We start from the raw sequence: 16,313 nt of genomic DNA on the forward strand, positions 1-16,313 counted from the left end.
ACTTAATGCAGAACGATAAAGATCTCTCCACATTGCAGACCTTCCGCCGTCTATGGCCGATGATTGCGCCTTTTAAAGCTGGTCTGATCGTGGCTGGGATTGCGTTAATCCTCAACGCAGCCAGCGATACGTTTATGCTATCGCTGCTCAAACCGTTACTGGATGATGGTTTTGGTAAAACGGATAAATCTGTTTTGTTATGGATGCCACTGGTTGTCATCGGGCTTATGGTGATGCGCGGTATCACAAGCTATGTCTCAAGCTACTGCATTTCCTGGGTTTCAGGGCAGGTAGTAATGAACATGCGTCGTCGCTTGTTCAGCCATATGATGGGAATGCCGGTTTCGTTCTTTGACCAACAGTCTACGGGTACACTGCTTTCGCGCATTACCTATGACTCTGAACAAGTTGCTTCATCCTCATCTAGTGCTCTGATAACGGTAGTACGCGAAGGCGCCTCCATCATTGGCCTGTTTGTGCTGATGTTCTGGTATAGCTGGCAGCTTTCGCTGATTCTGATAGTTCTGGCACCTATCGTTTCCTTTGCGATTCGCATGGTTTCCAAGCGTTTCCGTAATATCAGCAAAAACATGCAAAACACCATGGGGCAGGTAACGACCAGTGCTGAGCAGATGCTGAAAGGTCACAAAGAGGTGTTGATCTTTGGCGGTCAGGAAGTGGAAACCGAGCGCTTCAACAAAGTCAGTAACCGTATGCGTCGCCAGGGTATGAAACTAGTATCTGCCTCGTCTATTTCTGACCCGATTATTCAGCTCATAGCCTCTCTGGCTCTGGCTTTCGTCATTTACGCGGCAAGCTTCCCGAGTGTCATGGAAACGTTAACCGCTGGTACCATCACCGTTGTGTTCTCTTCCATGATTGCACTGATGCGTCCACTGAAATCGCTGACTAACGTCAATGCTCAGTTCCAGCGCGGTATGGCGGCATGTCAGACTTTGTTCTCTATCCTCGATTCAGAGCAAGAGAAAGACGAAGGAACTCGCGTAATTGAACGTGCGAAAGGGGATGTTGAATTCCGTGACGTGACCTTTACCTATCCTGGCCGCGAAATACCAGCGCTGCGTAAAATCGACCTGACCATTCCTGCTGGCAAAACAGTGGCATTGGTAGGGCGTTCCGGCTCTGGTAAATCAACGATCGCCAGCCTGATGACGCGTTTTTACGATATTGACGAAGGTAGCATTACCATTGATGGCGTGGATATTCGTGAATACACTTTGTCTTCTTTGCGTAATCAGGTTGCTCTCGTTTCGCAAAACGTCCATTTGTTCAATGACACGATTGCCAACAACATTGCTTACGCGCGTACTGAACAGTACAGCCGTAGTGATATAGAGAATGCCGCGCGCATGGCCTACGCCATGGATTTCATCAATAAGATGGAAAACGGCCTTGATACAATCATCGGTGAAAATGGCGTGCTGCTTTCAGGTGGTCAGCGCCAGCGTATTGCCATTGCTCGTGCGTTATTGCGTGACAGCCCAATCCTGATTCTGGATGAAGCGACATCTGCGTTGGATACGGAATCTGAACGTGCCATTCAGGCGGCACTTGATGAACTACAGAAGAACCGTACCTCGCTGGTAATTGCTCACCGCTTATCAACCATTGAACAGGCGGATGAAATCGTGGTTGTTGAAGATGGCCGTATCGTGGAACGTGGTCCACATGCAGAACTGATTGAGCATCGCGGTGTTTACGCGCAACTGCACAGGATGCAATTCGGGCAATGATAGAACGCATTTGGTCGGGGAAATCTCCTCTCTACCTTTTGCTCTTACCGCTCTCCTGGCTTTATGGTCTGGTGAGTGGTGCTATTCGTCTTAGTTACCGATTAGGTATAAAAAAAACCTGGCGTGCGCCGGTACCTGTGGTGGTCGTGGGTAACCTGACTGCTGGTGGTAACGGTAAAACGCCGGTTGTTATCTGGCTTGTCGAACAGCTACAGCAGCGCGGAGTTCGCGTTGGTGTTGTTTCTCGAGGTTACGGCGGTAAATCTGAGCATTATCCGCTGTTGCTTGACCAGAACACGACGACGATGCAGGCAGGCGACGAACCCGTACTTATTTATCAACGCACTGGCGCTGCTGTGGCGGTTGCGCCTCGTCGAAGTGATGCTGTGCAAATGCTCGTTGAAAAAGTACATCCGCAGCTGATTATTACAGATGACGGTTTGCAGCATTACGCTCTCGGGCGCGATAAAGAAATTGTTGTCATTGATGGTGTCCGGCGATTTGGCAACGGCTGGTGGCTTCCAGCTGGCCCAATGCGTGAGAGAACAGGGCGACTGGCTTCTGTCGACGCAATTATCACCAATGGTGGCAATGTTCAGGCTGGTGAAATAGCCATGACGCTGCGCCCGGGCGATGCGGTTAATTTGCTTACCGGTGAACACCGGCCTGCGCGCATGTTGCAAAACGTGGTTGCTATGGCAGGAATTGGCCATCCCCCCCGTTTTTTTGCTACTTTGCAGCAATGTGGCGTAACTCCAGTTAATACGGTTAGCCTCGCAGACCATCAGGCTCTGAGTGAAAGTGATGTGGCTAAATTAGTCCAGCCGGGGCAAGCCCTGTTGATGACTGAAAAAGATGCTGTGAAGTGCCGTGTTTTCGTTACGGGCCATGAAAACTGGTGGTATTTGCCCGTCGATGCACACCTGGCGCAACCGCAGGCCAACGAGTTATTGCAATCACTATTGGCGCTGGTGCGCTAACTTTAGGTTATCGCACCAGAATTCGAGTTTGCTGACGACAGGATTTCTTCATGTCCGTACCGCAACTGACTTTACGTGCAGCCCGCAATCTTCACCTTGCGGCGCAAGGCTTATTAGTAAAGCCTCGTCGCCGTGCTAAACCTGCTGATATTGTTGCCGCCATCTCCCGTATGTCCCTTCTACAAATTGATACCATCAATATCGTTGCGCGCAGCCCTTATCTGGTGCTGTTCAGCCGATTAGGTAATTACCCGCAAACCTGGCTAGATGATGCTTTGCTCAAGGGCGATTTAATGGAGTATTGGGCACATGAAGCGTGCTTCCTACCGAGAAAAGACTTTTCGCTAATCCGCCACCGGATGCTCAACCCTGAAAAAATGGGCTGGAAATATCGTCCTGAATGGATGATTGAGCACGCCGAAGAGATCGAAAAACTCTTAACGCATATCGAGAGCAATGGTCCGGTGCGCTCCGCTGATTTTGAGCATCCACGAAAAGGTTCCAGTGGCTGGTGGGAATGGAAACCGCATAAAAAACATCTTGAAGGCTTGTTTACCGCAGGCAAGGTGATGGTGATTGAGCGTCGCAATTTTCAACGTGTTTACGATCTGACCTCACGCGTACTGCCGCACTGGGATGACAAGTTACATCTGATTCATCAGGCAGATGCCGAACAGCAAATGCTGGAGAACAGCGCTCGTAGCCTTGGCATTTTTCGCGCTGAGTGGCTGGCAGATTATTATCGTCTGAAGAATGTCTCAATTAAGCCATTGCTGGCCCAATGGCAGGAAAAAGGCATCGTTATTCCTGTTAATGTCGAGAGTATTGGCGAGATGTGGTTGCATTGCGACCAATGGCCATTGCTGGAAAAGGCTGAGAAAAACACCTTGCGAGCGACCTACAGTGCGGTGCTGTCACCGTTTGATCCGGTGGTCTGGGATCGTAAACGTGCTGAAGAACTTTTTAACTTTTCTTATCGACTGGAATGTTATACCCCTGCTCAGAAACGTAAATACGGTTATTTCGTTCTTCCGTTGCTGCATCAAGGAGTGCTGGTGGGAAGAGTTGATGCAAAAATGCATCGCAAAAGTAACTTATTAGAAATTATCAGTCTGTATCTTGAAGAAGGTATTAAGGCTGAGCCGTCATTGATTAACGGCTTGCACAAGGCACTAACCGATTTTGCCCGCTGGCAGGGTGCAACCTTGATTCGCTTCGGGAATATTCCCGCCACGTTAACGGCATCATGGGGTGAAGGCTGGGAAATTAGCCCGGAGAGCGAGTAAGTTATGTTATTCTGCTGCCTTTGATGGCAGCCATTCTGGAGTAACCATGGATCATCGATTACTTGAAATCATTGCTTGTCCGGTTTGTAACGGCAAGCTCTACTTTAATCAGGAAAAGCAGGAGCTTATCTGCAAACCTGATCATCTGGCGTTTCCTCTGCGCGATGGTATTCCGGTGCTGCTGGAGACTGAAGCTCGAGTTCTGACTTCTGACGAGAAAAATCCATGAGTTTTGTGGCAATAATCCCTGCCCGCTATGCCTCTACACGCTTACCGGGTAAACCGCTTAAAGATATCAATGGCAAACCGATGGTCGTTCACGTTATGGAACGTGCTCGCGAATCGGGTGCTGAACGTATCATTGTGGCAACCGATCATGAGGATGTGGCTCGTGCAGTGGAAGCTGCCGGCGGCGAAGTTTGTATGACTCGCGCTGATCATCAGTCTGGCACTGAGCGTCTTGCTGAAGTGATTGAAAAATGTGGTTTTAGCGATGACACCGTGATTGTGAATGTGCAAGGTGATGAGCCAATGATCCCTCCAGCGATCATCAGCCAGGTTGCCAGCAATCTTGCGAACAGCGAGGCGGGTATGGCAACGCTTGCTGTGCCAATCGATTCTGCTGAAGAAGCGTTTAACCCGAATGCAGTAAAAGTGGTGATGGACGCGCAGGGCTACGCCCTCTATTTCTCTCGTGCGACCATTCCATGGCACAGAGACCGCTTTGCACAATCGCGTGAACAGATCGGTGATTCCCTTTTACGCCACATTGGTATCTACGGCTACCGCGCAGGTTTCATCCGTCGCTACGTGACCTGGGAGCCAAGCCAGCTTGAGCAAATCGAAATGCTCGAACAGCTGCGCGTACTGTGGAATGGTGAAAAAATCCATGTTGCGGTTGCGAAAGAAGTCCCGAGTATTGGTGTTGATACACCAGAAGATTTAGAGCGTGTGCGACAAGCGATGATTTAATCCTCAGTTATCAATGCTTAGAAAAAAACCGGTGCTTAGCGCCGGTTTTTTACTATCTGAAGGCATATTGATCTGAGAGTGATGACAACCTCTGCCTTCAAGCTCATTATAAAAACACCAGTGTTGTAAGGGGTAATGAGTCATGGAGTTACTACGCAAGGAGTTGAGTCATCTGCTGGGTGAAAAACTAAGCCGGATTGAATGTATCAATGAACAGCCAAATAGCACCTTGTGGTCGCTGTATGACAGTGACGGCAATGCGATGTCATTGCTGGCTAAAAGTTTTAGTACTCCAGGTCTCGCCGCTCAGCTAGCCTGGAAAATGTCCATGCTAACGCGTTCCGGAACGATTCGCATGCCTGTGGTTTACGGCGTGGTGACACATGACGAGACGCCGGGGCCAGACGTATTATTAATGGAGCGTTTACGGGGGGTTCCCGTCGAAGCGCCAACCCGCACACCCGATCGCTGGGAGCATCTAAAAGATCAAATTGTTGAAGGGCTTCTTGCATGGCATCGTGTCGATAGCCGTGGGTGTGTCGGTAACGTCGATAGCACACAAGAAAATATCTGGCCTTCATGGTATCGGCAGCATGTAGAAACATTGTGGGCAACCATCAATCAATACCCCAATAATGGCCTGACGATGCAAGACAGGCGCATTTTGTTCCGCACCCGCGAATGTTTGCCCCGTTTATTCGAAGATTTTAACGACAACTGTGTACTGGTGCATGGCAACTTTACGCTTCGCAGTATGTTAAAAGATGGGCGCAGCGATCAGCTTCTGGCAATGGTCAATCCCGGAATAACGCTTTGGGCGCCGCGTGAATATGAAATATTCCGTCTGTTTGAACCTGGTCAGTCTGAAAGCCTGATGTGGCACTACTTACAACGAGCTCCGGTTGCGGAGTCATTTCTATGGCGACGGTGGTTGTATATTCTGTGGGATGGTGTAGCGCAGTTATTACAGACGGGCCGACTTAATCGACCCGCCTTCGATGTGGCTGCAAAAAACTTACTTCCCTGGATCGCCTGACGGACCTTTCAACCACTGCCAGATGCGGCCGAGGGTTTCGTAGCCAACCCGGTCGCTATGCATTAACCAAATTGGCGATGGAATTATGCGCTCCCAAGGATTCAGCGGTGATTCGATGGCCAGTTGGTTAGCGGGGGCTGGAATAGGGTGCAAACCGGCATTGCGGAAGAAAATCATCGCCCGTGGCAGATGAGAAGCAGAAGTCACTAATAAGAATGGTTGCTGGCCAATCGTTTTTGCTACCGCAGCGGCTTCTTCTTCAGTGTCTTTTGGTTCATCAAGGGTAATGATTTGCGAGCGCGGGACACCTAAACTTTCAGCAACTCTCGCTCCCGCCTCAGCAGTACTCACCGGGTTGGTCATTGCTCTTGCGCCCGTGAAGATAATTTTTGCCCCAGGATTTGCCTGCCATAAGCGTACCCCTTCGGCCAGCCGAGGCAAACTATTGCTGATGAGATTGGAACTTGGTGCCCAATCAGGGTTCCATGTATAGCCGCCACCGAGTACCACAATGTAGTCCACTTTTTCGCTGCCACGCCATGTTGGGTAGGTGTCCTCGATGGGCTTGAGCATTTTATCGGCCACCGGTTGTAGGCTAATCAGCAGCAAAACTAACCAACTCACGCTTAATAGCGCTTTGGCGCTTTTTTGCCAACGAGTGAACCACAACAAGCAAAGTGCTACCCCCATCATCAATAATAAAAAAGGGAGGGGCAGCAGCAGCCCGCCGATAAATTTTTTCAGGATAAAAAGCATGAATTATGGGTCCTTTTTAGCCATATAGTAGGCAAACGCTGGTGATATTACACCAGACGGGTTCATTCCTGGCGCAGCTGTGCCAAAATACCCACTTTCTCGTATGAACCCTTTTCCCTCATGGAGCCGTACCCGTGCGTGACCGCAATTTTGATGATATTGCTGAGAAGTTCTCACGCAACATTTACGGTACAACCAAAGGGCAGCTCCGCCAGGCCATCTTATGGCAAGACCTTGATGCTTTGCTGGCAACTATGCCTGAAAAAATCCGCGTTCTGGATGCGGGTGGTGGCGAAGGGCAAACTGCGTGTGGTCTTGCTGAGCGGGGCCATGAAGTTCTGCTTTGTGATGTTTCTGCACAGATGATTTCTCGTGCTCAAGCTCTGGCTGATGAGAAAGGTGTGAGCGGCAACATGCATTTCGTACATTCCTCTGCTCAGGATATTGGCCAACATTTGGAAAAACCGGTTGATCTGATATTGTTTCACGCGGTGCTGGAATGGGTCGTAGATCCGCAAGCCGTACTCAAAACACTATGGGATTGCCTTGCACCCGGCGGTGCCTTATCCCTGATGTTCTACAATGCTAACGGCTTGCTGATGCGGAACATGTTTGTCGGCAACTTTGAATATGTTCTTCAGGGTATGAAAAAGAACAAACGGAAAACGCTTTCGCCTGACAATCCGCTACAGCCAGAACAGGTCTATCACTGGCTGGAGCAAATTGGCTGGCAGATTACCGGTAAAACCGGTGTGCGAGTATTCCACGATTACTTGCGCGATAAGCATAAACAACACGATGGTTTTGAGAATTTGCTTGAACTGGAAACGCGTTATTGCCGCCAGGAACCTTTTGTTAGCCTCGGCCGCTATATCCACGTGACAGCAATCAAGCCGCTTGAGCCAAGGAAAAATTATGAGTGATGTTTCCCAGACAGTGCCGGAGCTGGTTGCCTGGGCCAGGAAAAATGACTATTCGATTTCGCTACCTACAGAACGTCTGACGTTTCTGTTGGCGATCGCGACCTTAAACGGTGAGCGGCTAGATGGCGAAATGAGTGAAGGTGAGCTGATTGACGCTTTCCGTTACGTGAGCGAAGGCTTTGATCAAACCAGCGAAACAATTAACGTTCGTGCCAATAACGCCATCAATGACATGGTGCGCCAGCGTTTGATCAACCGTTTCGTCAGTGAAATCAATGAAGGCAATGCAATTTATCGCCTGACGCCTCTCGGTATCGGCATTACCGATTACTACATTCGCCAGCGTGAGTTTTCAACGTTGCGTTTATCTATGCAGCTATCGATAGTTGCTGGTGAATTGAAACGTGCTGCCGACTCAGCAGATGAAGGTGGTGATGAATTCCACTGGCATCGCAACGTGTTCGCGCCATTAAAATATTCCGTCGCCGAGATTTTTGACAGTATCGATCTCACGCAGCGCATCATGGATGAACACCAGCAACAGGTTAAAGATGATATTGCACAGCTGCTGAACAAAGACTGGCGTGCAGCCATCTCTAGTTGCGAAATGCTGTTGTCCGAAACATCGGGTACGTTACGTGAGTTACAGGACACCCTGGAAGCTGCGGGCGATAAATTGCAGGCAAATTTATTACGTATTCAGGATTCGATTCTGGGGCGCGATGATCTGCACTTTGTTGACCGTCTGGTGTTTGATCTGCAAAGCAAACTCGACCGTATCGTCAGTTGGGGCCAGCAGGCTATCGACCTGTGGATTGGCTATGACCGCCATGTTCATAAATTCATTCGTACCGCTATCGATATGGATAAAAATCGCGTCTTTGCGCAACGTCTGCGTGTCTCGGTTCAAAACTATTTCGATGCGCCATGGGCTCTGACCTACGCTAATGCCGATCGTCTGCTGGATATGCGCGATGAAGAAATGACGTTGCGTGACGATGAGGTGATGGGCGAACTGCCAAGCGATTTGGAATTCGAAGAGTTCAATGAAATCCGCGAACAACTTGCCGCCATGATTGAAGCTGCCCTCCAGGTCTATAAAACCAGACAAGTGCCACTAGATTTGGGCATTGTCATGCGGGACTATCTGGCGCAATACCCACGCGCACGCCATTTTGATGTGGCGAGAATCGTAGTCGACCAGGCGGTACGTCTGGGTGTGGCTGAAGCAGACTTTACTGGCTTGCCGCCACAGTGGCAGGCAATTAACGATTACGGAGCCAAGGTACAGGCGCATGTCATCAACAAATATTGAAAAAGTGATGCCAGTAAAACTGGCACAGGCGTTGGCCAATCCGTTATTTCCGGCACTCGATAGCCAACTGCGCGCAGGTCGCCATGTCGGGCTCGATGAACTGGATAATCATGCTTATTTGATGGACTTCCAGGATGAACTGGAAGAGTTCTATACCCGTTATAATGTGGAGTTGATTCGAGCGCCTGAAGGTTTCTTCTATTTGCGCCCACGCTCCACCACGCTGATCCCGCGCTCAGTACTGTCTGAGTTGGACATGATGGTAGGTAAGATTCTCTGTTACCTCTATCTCAGTCCAGAACGGTTGGCGAACGAAGGTATTTTCACACAGGCCGAGCTGTACGATGAGCTGTTGACGCTTGCGGATGAAAGCAAGCTACTTAAGCTGGTAAACAACCGTTCTACTGGCTCAGATCTTGACCGTCAAAAGCTGCAAGAGAAAGTCCGTGCCTCATTAACGCGTTTACGCCGTCTTGGCATGATCTGGTTTATGGGCCATGACAGCAGCAAATTCCGCATTACCGAATCAGTATTCCGCTTTGGTGCAGACGTACGTGCTGGCGACGATGCGCGTGAAGCGCAACTCCGCATGATCCGTGATGGTGAAGCGATGCCGGTAGAAACTCGTTTGCAACTCAATGATGAAACTGAAGAGTCGCAATTGGCTTCAGATAACGCGGAGGATGAACAGGAATGATTGAACGCGGTAAGTTTCGCTCACTAACGCTGATTAACTGGAACGGTTTCTTCGCGCGTACTTTTGATTTAGATGAACTGGTGACCACGCTTTCTGGCGGTAATGGTGCCGGTAAATCCACTACTATGGCGGCGTTCGTAACCGCGCTAATCCCCGACTTAACCCTGTTGCACTTCCGTAACACTACTGAAGCGGGAGCGACATCAGGTTCACGTGACAAAGGTCTGCACGGCAAATTAAAAGCGGGTGTCTGCTACTCCTTGTTGGATGTGGTCAACTCACGTAATCAGCGTGTTGTGGTAGGTGTGCGCCTGCAACAAGTGGCCGGACGTGATCGCAAAGTCGACATCAAACCGTTTGCGATTCAAGGTTTACCGTCTTCCATTCAGCCAACTCAGTTGTTAACGGAAACATTAAATGAGCGTCAGGCTCGCGTACTGAGCTTGCAAGAACTGAAAGATAAAGTGGAAGCCATCGAAGGCGTTCAATTTAAACAGTTCAACTCGATTACCGATTACCACTCGTTGATGTTCGATTTGGGCATTGTTGCACGTCGTCTGCGCAGTGCTTCCGACCGTAGTAAGTACTACCGTCTTATCGAAGCCTCGCTATACGGCGGGATTTCCAGCGCTATTACTCGTTCACTGCGCGACTATCTGTTGCCAGAAAACGGCGGTGTGCGTAAAGCTTTCCAGGATATGGAAGCGGCTTTGCGTGAAAACCGTATGACGCTTGAAGCGATTCGCGTCACCCAGTCAGACCGTGATCTGTTTAAGCATTTGATTTCTGAAGCGACTAACTATGTAGCTGCTGATTACATGCGCCACGCCAATGAACGTCGTATCCATCTGGATAAAGCGCTCGAATTCCGTCGTGAATTATTGACCAGCCGTAAGCAACTGGCTGCGGAGCAATATAAACATGTCGAAATGGCCCGCGAGCTTGCAGAACATAGCGGTGCGGAAGGGGATCTGGAAACTGATTATCAGGCGGCCAGCGATCACCTGAACTTGGTGCAAACGGCGATTCGCCAGCAGGAAAAAATCGAGCGTTATGAAGCTGACCTCGACGAACTGCAAATGCGCCTCGAAGAACAAAATGAAATCGTTGCCGAAGCATCAGAGCAGCAAGAAGAGAACGAAGCTCGCGCAGAAGCCGCAGAGCTGGAAGTCGATGAGCTGAAAAGCCAGCTGGCCGACTACCAACAAGCACTCGATGTACAACAGACGCGTGCTATTCAATACCAGCAAGCATTGCAAGCACTTGAACGTGCGCGCGCACTTTGTCACTTGCCAGATTTGACTGCTGACAGTGCGGAAGAGTGGCTTGAAACCTTCCAGGCGAAAGAACAGGAAACAACCGAAAAACTGCTGACACTTGAGCAGAAGATGAGTGTGGCACAAACGGCGCATAGCCAGTTTGAGCATGCTTATCAGCTAGTCACCGCTATTAATGGTCCGGTGAGCCGTAGTGACGCCTGGAATGTTGCACGTGAATTACTGCGTGACAGCAATAACCAGCGCCACCTGATGGAACAAGTTCAGCCGCTCAGAGCACGCCTTAATGAACTTGAACAACGCCTGCGTGAACAGCAAGAAGCCGAACGTATGTTTGCTGAGTTCTGCAAGCGTCAGGGCAAACACTTTGATCCTGAAGATCTGGAAGTGTTGCACGAAGAACTTTCTGAACGCATCGAGACATTGCAGCAACGTGTTTCTGATGCCAGCGATCAGCGTGCAAATTTACGCCAGGAACAAGAGCAAATTCAAGCGCGCATCAAACGCCTCCAGCAGCGTGCGCCAATCTGGCTTTCCGCACAAACCAGCCTTACCCAGTTGTGCGAGCAGAGTCATGAGCAGTTTGAAAGTAGCCAGCAAGTTACTGAATACATGCAGCAACTGCTTGAGCGTGAGCGTGAAGTCACGGTTGAACGTGATGAAGTGGGAGCGCGCAAACGGGCCATTGACGAGGAAATCGAACGCCTTAGCCAACCAGGTGGTGCTGAAGACCCACGTTTAAATGCCCTGGCTGAACGTTTTGGCGGCGTGTTGTTGTCAGAGATTTATGACGACATTAGCATTGATGACGCACCGTACTTCTCTGCGTTGTACGGCCCATCACGTCACGCGATTGTGGTTCCAGATTTGTCACTGGTTCGCGATCAACTGGATAATCTTGAAGATTGTCCGGAAGACCTATATCTGATTGAAGGAGACCCATCTTCCTTCGATGACAGCGTGTTTACCGTCGAAGAGTTGAATGCTGCCGTTCTGGTAAAAACGGCAGAGCGCCAGTGGCGTTATTCTCGTTTGCCGGTGTTGCCTCTGTTTGGCCGCGCAGCACGTGAGAATCGCCTTGAAAACCTCCATGCTGAGCGTGAAACCCTGGCGGAGCGTTTTGCCACACTGTCGTTCGATGTTCAGAAATCTCAGCGTTTGCACCAGGCATTTAGCCGCTTTATTGGACAACATTTGGGTGTGGCATTTGATGATGATCCAGAAGTGGAAATTCGTCAGCTCAATACTCGTCGTGGTGAAGTTGAACGCGCTATCAGCAACCACGAAAATGACAATCAGCAACAGCGTCAGCAATTTGAACAGGCTAAAGAAGGGGTTGATCAACTTAACCGCCTGTTGCCTCGCATCAGTTTGCTCAATGACGAAACGCTGGCCGATCGTTGTGACGAAATTCGCGAACGTCTGGATGAAGCCGATGAAGCCGCGCGTTTCCTCCATCAGTTCGGTAATCAACTGGCTAAGCTCGAAGCTGTGGCTTCGGTGTTGCAAAGTGACCCTGAGCAGTTCGAACAGCTAAAAGAAGATTATCAGTACGCACAACAGGTTCAGCGTGATGCACGCCAGCAGGCGTTCGCGTTGACCGAAGTGGTGCAACGTCGTGCGCACTTTGGTTACTCTGACTCAGCCGCTATGCTCGATGGCAATAGCGATTTGAATGAAAAATTGCGTAACCGCCTGGAGCATGCTGAAGCTGAGCGTACCCGTTCGCGTGAGGCACTGCGTAGCCATGCCCAGCAGCTGAGTCAGTTCAGCCAGTTAATGGCGTCGTTGAAAAGCTCCTTTGATACCAAAAAAGAGCTGCTAACCGATCTACATAAAGAGCTGCAGGATATAGGCGTTCGTGCTGATATCGGTGCAGAAGAACGCGCCCGCGCCCGCCGGGACGAATTGCACACTGCTTTGAGTAACAACCGCTCACGCCGTAATCAGCTCGAAAAAGCGCTGACCATGTGTGAAGCAGAAATGAGCAACCTGACCCGCAAGCTCAAGCAACTAGAGCGCAGCTATTTCGAAATGCGTGAGCATGTTGTTACTGCGAAAGCAGGCTGGTGTGCCGTGATGCGCATGGTGAAAGAAAACGGCGTAGAGCGTCGTTTGCACCGTCGTGAGCTGGCCTATGTCACCGGCGATGAGCTGCGTTCAATCTCGGATAAAGCATTGGGTGCCTTGCGCCTTGCTGTAGCGGATAACGAACATCTGCGCGATGTGCTTCGTATGTCAGAAGATCCAAAACGACCTGAGCGCAAAATTCAGTTCTTTGTCGCGGTTTATCAGCATCTGCGCGAACGCATTCGTCAGGATATTATCCGTACCGATGATCCTGTTGAAGCCATCGAGCAGATGGAAATTGAGCTGAGCCGTCTCACGGAAGAGTTGACCTCTCGTGAGCAAAAACTGGCAATCAGTTCACGTAGTGCGGCGAACATCATTCGCAAGACGATTCAGCGCGAACAGAACCGCATCCGCATGCTTAACCAAGGATTGCAAAGCGTCTCCTTTGGCCAGGTAAACAGCGTGCGTTTAAATGTGAACGTTCGTGAAACGCATGCGACATTGCTGAATGTGCTGTCGGAACAACATGAACAGCATCAGGATCTGTTTAATAGCAATCGCCTGAGCTTCTCGGAAGCATTAGCGAAACTGTATCAACGCCTGAATCCGCAAATTGATATGGGCCAGCGCACACCACAAACTATTGGGGAAGAGCTGCTCGATTACCGCAACTACCTGGAAATGGAAGTTGAAGTAAACCGTGGTTCAGATGGCTGGTTGCGTGCGGAAAGTGGCGCATTGTCGACAGGTGAAGCTATCGGTACCGGTATGTCAATTCTGGTAATGGTCGTTCAAAGCTGGGAAGAAGAGTCACGCCGACTGCGTGGTAAAGATATCTCCCCATGCCGTTTACTGTTCCTCGATGAGGCGGCACGACTGGATGCGAAGTCAATTGCTACACTGTTTGAGCTGTGTGAGCGACTTGAAATGCAACTGATCATTGCTGCACCTGAGAACATTAGTCCGGAAAAAGGCACCACTTACAAGCTGGTACGTAAGGTTGTTCAGAACCATGAGCACGTCCATGTTGTAGGTCTCAGAGGCTTTGCGCCGCCGCTTCCTGAGCCGGTTCTCGGCACAATAGATGCGTCATAAAAATCGCGGGCTACGGCCCGCGTTTTCTTTTCTAAGAATTCTTAATCTTTAATTTTATTTACATTTATACGGGCAAATACTATTCGCTGTTTATATACTGATTATTAAAACCCAGCGACAAAAGCTGGGTGATGTAAAAACAGGTATAAACAGGGGGCAAGGGATGTTGCTAACAAAATTGCACGGTTTTAAGCTGTCAGCGCTCGGTTACGGGCTGGCACTGAGTTTCGCTCCACTGTTTATGGCGCAGGCCGATGAGCCAGCGGTCGTTCCTTCTGACAGCTCTGCTGTGAGCATTGAACCAACCAGCACGCCAGACCAACCATTACCGCAATCTGCTGCTACCGCTACCATGGTAGGAGTGTTACCGCTAAATTCTACCGGCATGTCTGCCGCACAAAGCCGTTCTCAGCTCGTGGCGCATTTACCTGCGGGCTACACTCCGGTTTATCTGAATGCGTTGTCCGCATTTTATGCGGCCCGCGAGATGAAACCGATGTGGGAGAATCGCGATGCCGTGAAGGCCTTCCAGCAGCAACTTGCTGAAGTTGCCATTTCTGGCATCCAACCACAGTTTACTACCTGGGTCGAGTTGCTTACCGATCCGGCTGTCACGGGGCTATCGCGCGATATTGTATTGTCTGATGCGATGATGGGTTATTTGCAATTTGTCTATGGCATCCCGACGGAAGGCAATCGCTGGTTGTACAGTGCTAAGCCTTACAAGCTGCAAACTCCACCGATTTCCGTTATTAACCAATGGCAAGTGGCAGTAGATCAAGGGACGCTAGTCAGTTTTGTTGAAACGCTAGCCCCTCAGCATCCGCAATACGCTAAGTTGCACCAGTCGTTGGTACACTTACTCAGTGACTCGCGTCCATGGCCTCAATTGACCAGCGCTGAAACTCTGCGCCCCGGTCAGTGGAGCAATGATGTGCCAGCGCTACGGGAAATACTCGCACGCACCGGTATGTTGCAGGCTGAACCTTCGATTCCATTACCTGAACGCGACAATGTTTCTAAGACAGCGGTTGCTGTCAGCCCGTCAGCTATTCAATTAGACGGCGAGCAAACCATGCAACAGATACCAGATGCAGTGGCTGGGAAGAAAAAGAAATCAACCCCAGCTGTTCGAAGTGCCTACAGCAAAGAGCTGGTTGAAGGTGTAAAACGTTTCCAGAAGTGGCAAGGTTTGGGTGTTGATGGTTCTATCGGGCAATCAACCCGCGACTGGCTGAATGTCACACCGCAACAACGAGCTTCGCTGGTAGCCCTAAACATTCAGCGTTTACGTTTATTGCCGAAGAAACTTGATACCGGCATTATGGTAAATATCCCTAATTATTCTCTGAGCTATTACCTTAACGGCAGTGAAGTATTAGCTTCGCGCGTAATCGTTGGGCGGCCAGATCGCAAAACGCCAATGATGAGCAGTGCGCTTAATAATGTGGTCGTTAACCCGCCGTGGAATGTCCCACCAACACTTGCGCGCAACGATATTTTGCCAAAAGTACGCCAGGACCCAGGCTATCTCGACAGGCATGGTTACAGCGTACTACGCGGTTGGAGTAATAATGCAGAAGCAATCGACCCATGGCATGTCGATTGGGAAACTATTACTGCCAGCAACTTGCCTTTCCGCTTCCAGCAAAAACCTGGGGTCCAGAACTCGTTAGGGCGTTACAAGTTTAATATGCCGAGTTCTGACGCTATCTATTTGCATGACACGCCAAACCACAACTTGTTCCAGAAAGATGCGCGAGCGTTGAGTTCTGGCTGTGTACGAGTCAACAAAGCCTCTGAGCTGGCAAACATGTTGCTGCAAGACGCAGGCTGGAACGATGCCCGTATTTCGAGTCAATTGAAAGATGGCAATACGAAATACGTGAACATTCGGCAGACCATCCCGGTGAGTCTCTATTACCTGACCGCATTTGTCGGTGACGATGGGCGTACGCAGTACCGTACAGATATTTACAATTATGATCTTACCGCGCGATCGGGCGCACAAATCCTTTCAAAAGCTGAACTATTAATACGCTAAATGCAGTAATTCTAATGAATTAGCGGTCGTAATAATTGCTTAATCCTTCCGGGTCCTCTGCAGGGCCCGGTTTTACTGGGTTTTGCACGCCTTGACTCGCTTTGT

At 49.9% G+C, this 16,313-nt stretch carries 12 protein-coding genes; 11 read left to right on the top strand and 1 reads right to left on the bottom strand.

Annotation, left to right across the window (positions count from 1 at the left end):
* Positions 1 to 5: 5 nt before the first annotated feature.
* From msbA to M979_RS03105, 6 genes are all read left to right on the top strand, one after another.
* Positions 6 to 1,754, top strand: a complete 1,749-nt coding sequence (gene msbA / locus M979_RS03080; RefSeq protein ID WP_034456363.1) for a lipid A ABC transporter ATP-binding protein/permease MsbA — start codon at positions 6 to 8, stop codon at positions 1,752 to 1,754.
* Positions 1,751 to 2,734 (top strand): tetraacyldisaccharide 4'-kinase, encoded by a 984-nt coding sequence (gene lpxK, locus M979_RS03085; protein ID WP_034456361.1) that lies wholly within the window; start codon positions 1,751 to 1,753, stop codon positions 2,732 to 2,734. The genes msbA and lpxK overlap by 4 nt, the downstream gene beginning before the upstream one ends.
* A 50-nt stretch (positions 2,735 to 2,784) precedes the next feature.
* A complete protein-coding gene (locus M979_RS03090; RefSeq protein ID WP_034456359.1) occupies positions 2,785 to 4,020 on the top strand; it encodes a winged helix-turn-helix domain-containing protein in 1,236 nt (411 codons plus the stop codon).
* A 46-nt stretch (positions 4,021 to 4,066) separates the two neighbouring features.
* Complete coding sequence (gene ycaR, locus M979_RS03095; RefSeq protein WP_034456356.1) at positions 4,067 to 4,249, top strand: protein YcaR; 183 nt, start codon at positions 4,067 to 4,069, stop codon at positions 4,247 to 4,249.
* Positions 4,246 to 4,992: a 3-deoxy-manno-octulosonate cytidylyltransferase gene (gene kdsB, locus M979_RS03100; protein WP_064553666.1), complete on the top strand. Its 747-nt coding sequence runs from the start codon at positions 4,246 to 4,248 to the stop codon at positions 4,990 to 4,992. Before ycaR ends, kdsB begins: the two co-directional genes overlap by 4 nt.
* Before the next feature lie 142 nt (positions 4,993 to 5,134).
* Complete coding sequence (locus M979_RS03105) at positions 5,135 to 6,028, top strand: YcbJ family phosphotransferase (RefSeq protein WP_034456353.1); 894 nt, start codon at positions 5,135 to 5,137, stop codon at positions 6,026 to 6,028.
* On the opposite strand, the gene elyC is transcribed toward M979_RS03105, so the two are convergent.
* Complete coding sequence (elyC, locus tag M979_RS03110) at positions 6,008 to 6,784, bottom strand: envelope biogenesis factor ElyC (RefSeq protein WP_034456351.1); 777 nt, start codon at positions 6,782 to 6,784, stop codon at positions 6,008 to 6,010. The genes M979_RS03105 and elyC overlap by 21 nt on opposite strands.
* A gap of 134 nt (positions 6,785 to 6,918) precedes the next feature.
* Between elyC and cmoM the strand changes: the two genes are divergently transcribed.
* The 5 genes from cmoM (at position 6,919) to ldtD (ending at position 16,208) form a co-directional block, all read left to right on the top strand.
* Entirely contained in the window at positions 6,919 to 7,707 is a 789-nt protein-coding gene (gene cmoM, locus M979_RS03115) for a tRNA uridine 5-oxyacetic acid(34) methyltransferase CmoM (RefSeq protein ID WP_064553668.1), read from the top strand.
* Complete coding sequence (gene mukF, locus M979_RS03120; protein WP_034456348.1) at positions 7,700 to 9,022, top strand: chromosome partition protein MukF; 1,323 nt, start codon at positions 7,700 to 7,702, stop codon at positions 9,020 to 9,022. The genes cmoM and mukF overlap by 8 nt, the downstream gene beginning before the upstream one ends.
* The gene (gene mukE, locus M979_RS03125) at positions 9,003 to 9,719 is read left to right on the top strand and encodes a chromosome partition protein MukE (RefSeq protein ID WP_034456346.1); all 717 of its coding nucleotides are present in this window, start codon (positions 9,003 to 9,005) and stop codon (positions 9,717 to 9,719) included. Before mukF ends, mukE begins: the two co-directional genes overlap by 20 nt.
* Complete coding sequence (gene mukB / locus M979_RS03130) at positions 9,716 to 14,164, top strand: chromosome partition protein MukB (RefSeq protein WP_064553670.1); 4,449 nt, start codon at positions 9,716 to 9,718, stop codon at positions 14,162 to 14,164. Before mukE ends, mukB begins: the two co-directional genes overlap by 4 nt.
* Before the next feature lie 163 nt (positions 14,165 to 14,327).
* Positions 14,328 to 16,208: a L,D-transpeptidase gene (ldtD, locus tag M979_RS03135; protein WP_034456342.1), complete on the top strand. Its 1,881-nt coding sequence runs from the start codon at positions 14,328 to 14,330 to the stop codon at positions 16,206 to 16,208.
* Positions 16,209 to 16,313: the final 105 nt, after the last annotated feature.

Origin of the sequence: Buttiauxella noackiae ATCC 51607 (genome assembly GCF_001654865.1) — a bacterium.
GTDB lineage: Bacteria > Pseudomonadota > Gammaproteobacteria > Enterobacterales > Enterobacteriaceae > Buttiauxella > Buttiauxella noackiae.

What these genes read in the sequence shown, in the direction of transcription:
- msbA (WP_034456363.1), top strand. Translation starts at nt 6, where the DNA reads ATGCAGAACGATAAAGATCTCTCCACATTGCAGACCTTCCGCCGTCTA.
- lpxK (WP_034456361.1), top strand. Translation starts at nt 1,751, where the DNA reads ATGATAGAACGCATTTGGTCGGGGAAATCTCCTCTCTACCTTTTGCTC.
- M979_RS03090 (WP_034456359.1), top strand. Translation starts at nt 2,785, where the DNA reads ATGTCCGTACCGCAACTGACTTTACGTGCAGCCCGCAATCTTCACCTT.
- ycaR (WP_034456356.1), top strand. Translation starts at nt 4,067, where the DNA reads ATGGATCATCGATTACTTGAAATCATTGCTTGTCCGGTTTGTAACGGC.
- kdsB (WP_064553666.1), top strand. Translation starts at nt 4,246, where the DNA reads ATGAGTTTTGTGGCAATAATCCCTGCCCGCTATGCCTCTACACGCTTA.
- M979_RS03105 (WP_034456353.1), top strand. Translation starts at nt 5,135, where the DNA reads ATGGAGTTACTACGCAAGGAGTTGAGTCATCTGCTGGGTGAAAAACTA.
- elyC (WP_034456351.1), bottom strand. Translation starts at nt 6,784, where the DNA reads ATGCTTTTTATCCTGAAAAAATTTATCGGCGGGCTGCTGCTGCCCCTC.
- mukF (WP_034456348.1), top strand. Translation starts at nt 7,700, where the DNA reads ATGAGTGATGTTTCCCAGACAGTGCCGGAGCTGGTTGCCTGGGCCAGG.
- mukE (WP_034456346.1), top strand. Translation starts at nt 9,003, where the DNA reads ATGTCATCAACAAATATTGAAAAAGTGATGCCAGTAAAACTGGCACAG.
- mukB (WP_064553670.1), top strand. Translation starts at nt 9,716, where the DNA reads ATGATTGAACGCGGTAAGTTTCGCTCACTAACGCTGATTAACTGGAAC.
- ldtD (WP_034456342.1), top strand. Translation starts at nt 14,328, where the DNA reads ATGTTGCTAACAAAATTGCACGGTTTTAAGCTGTCAGCGCTCGGTTAC.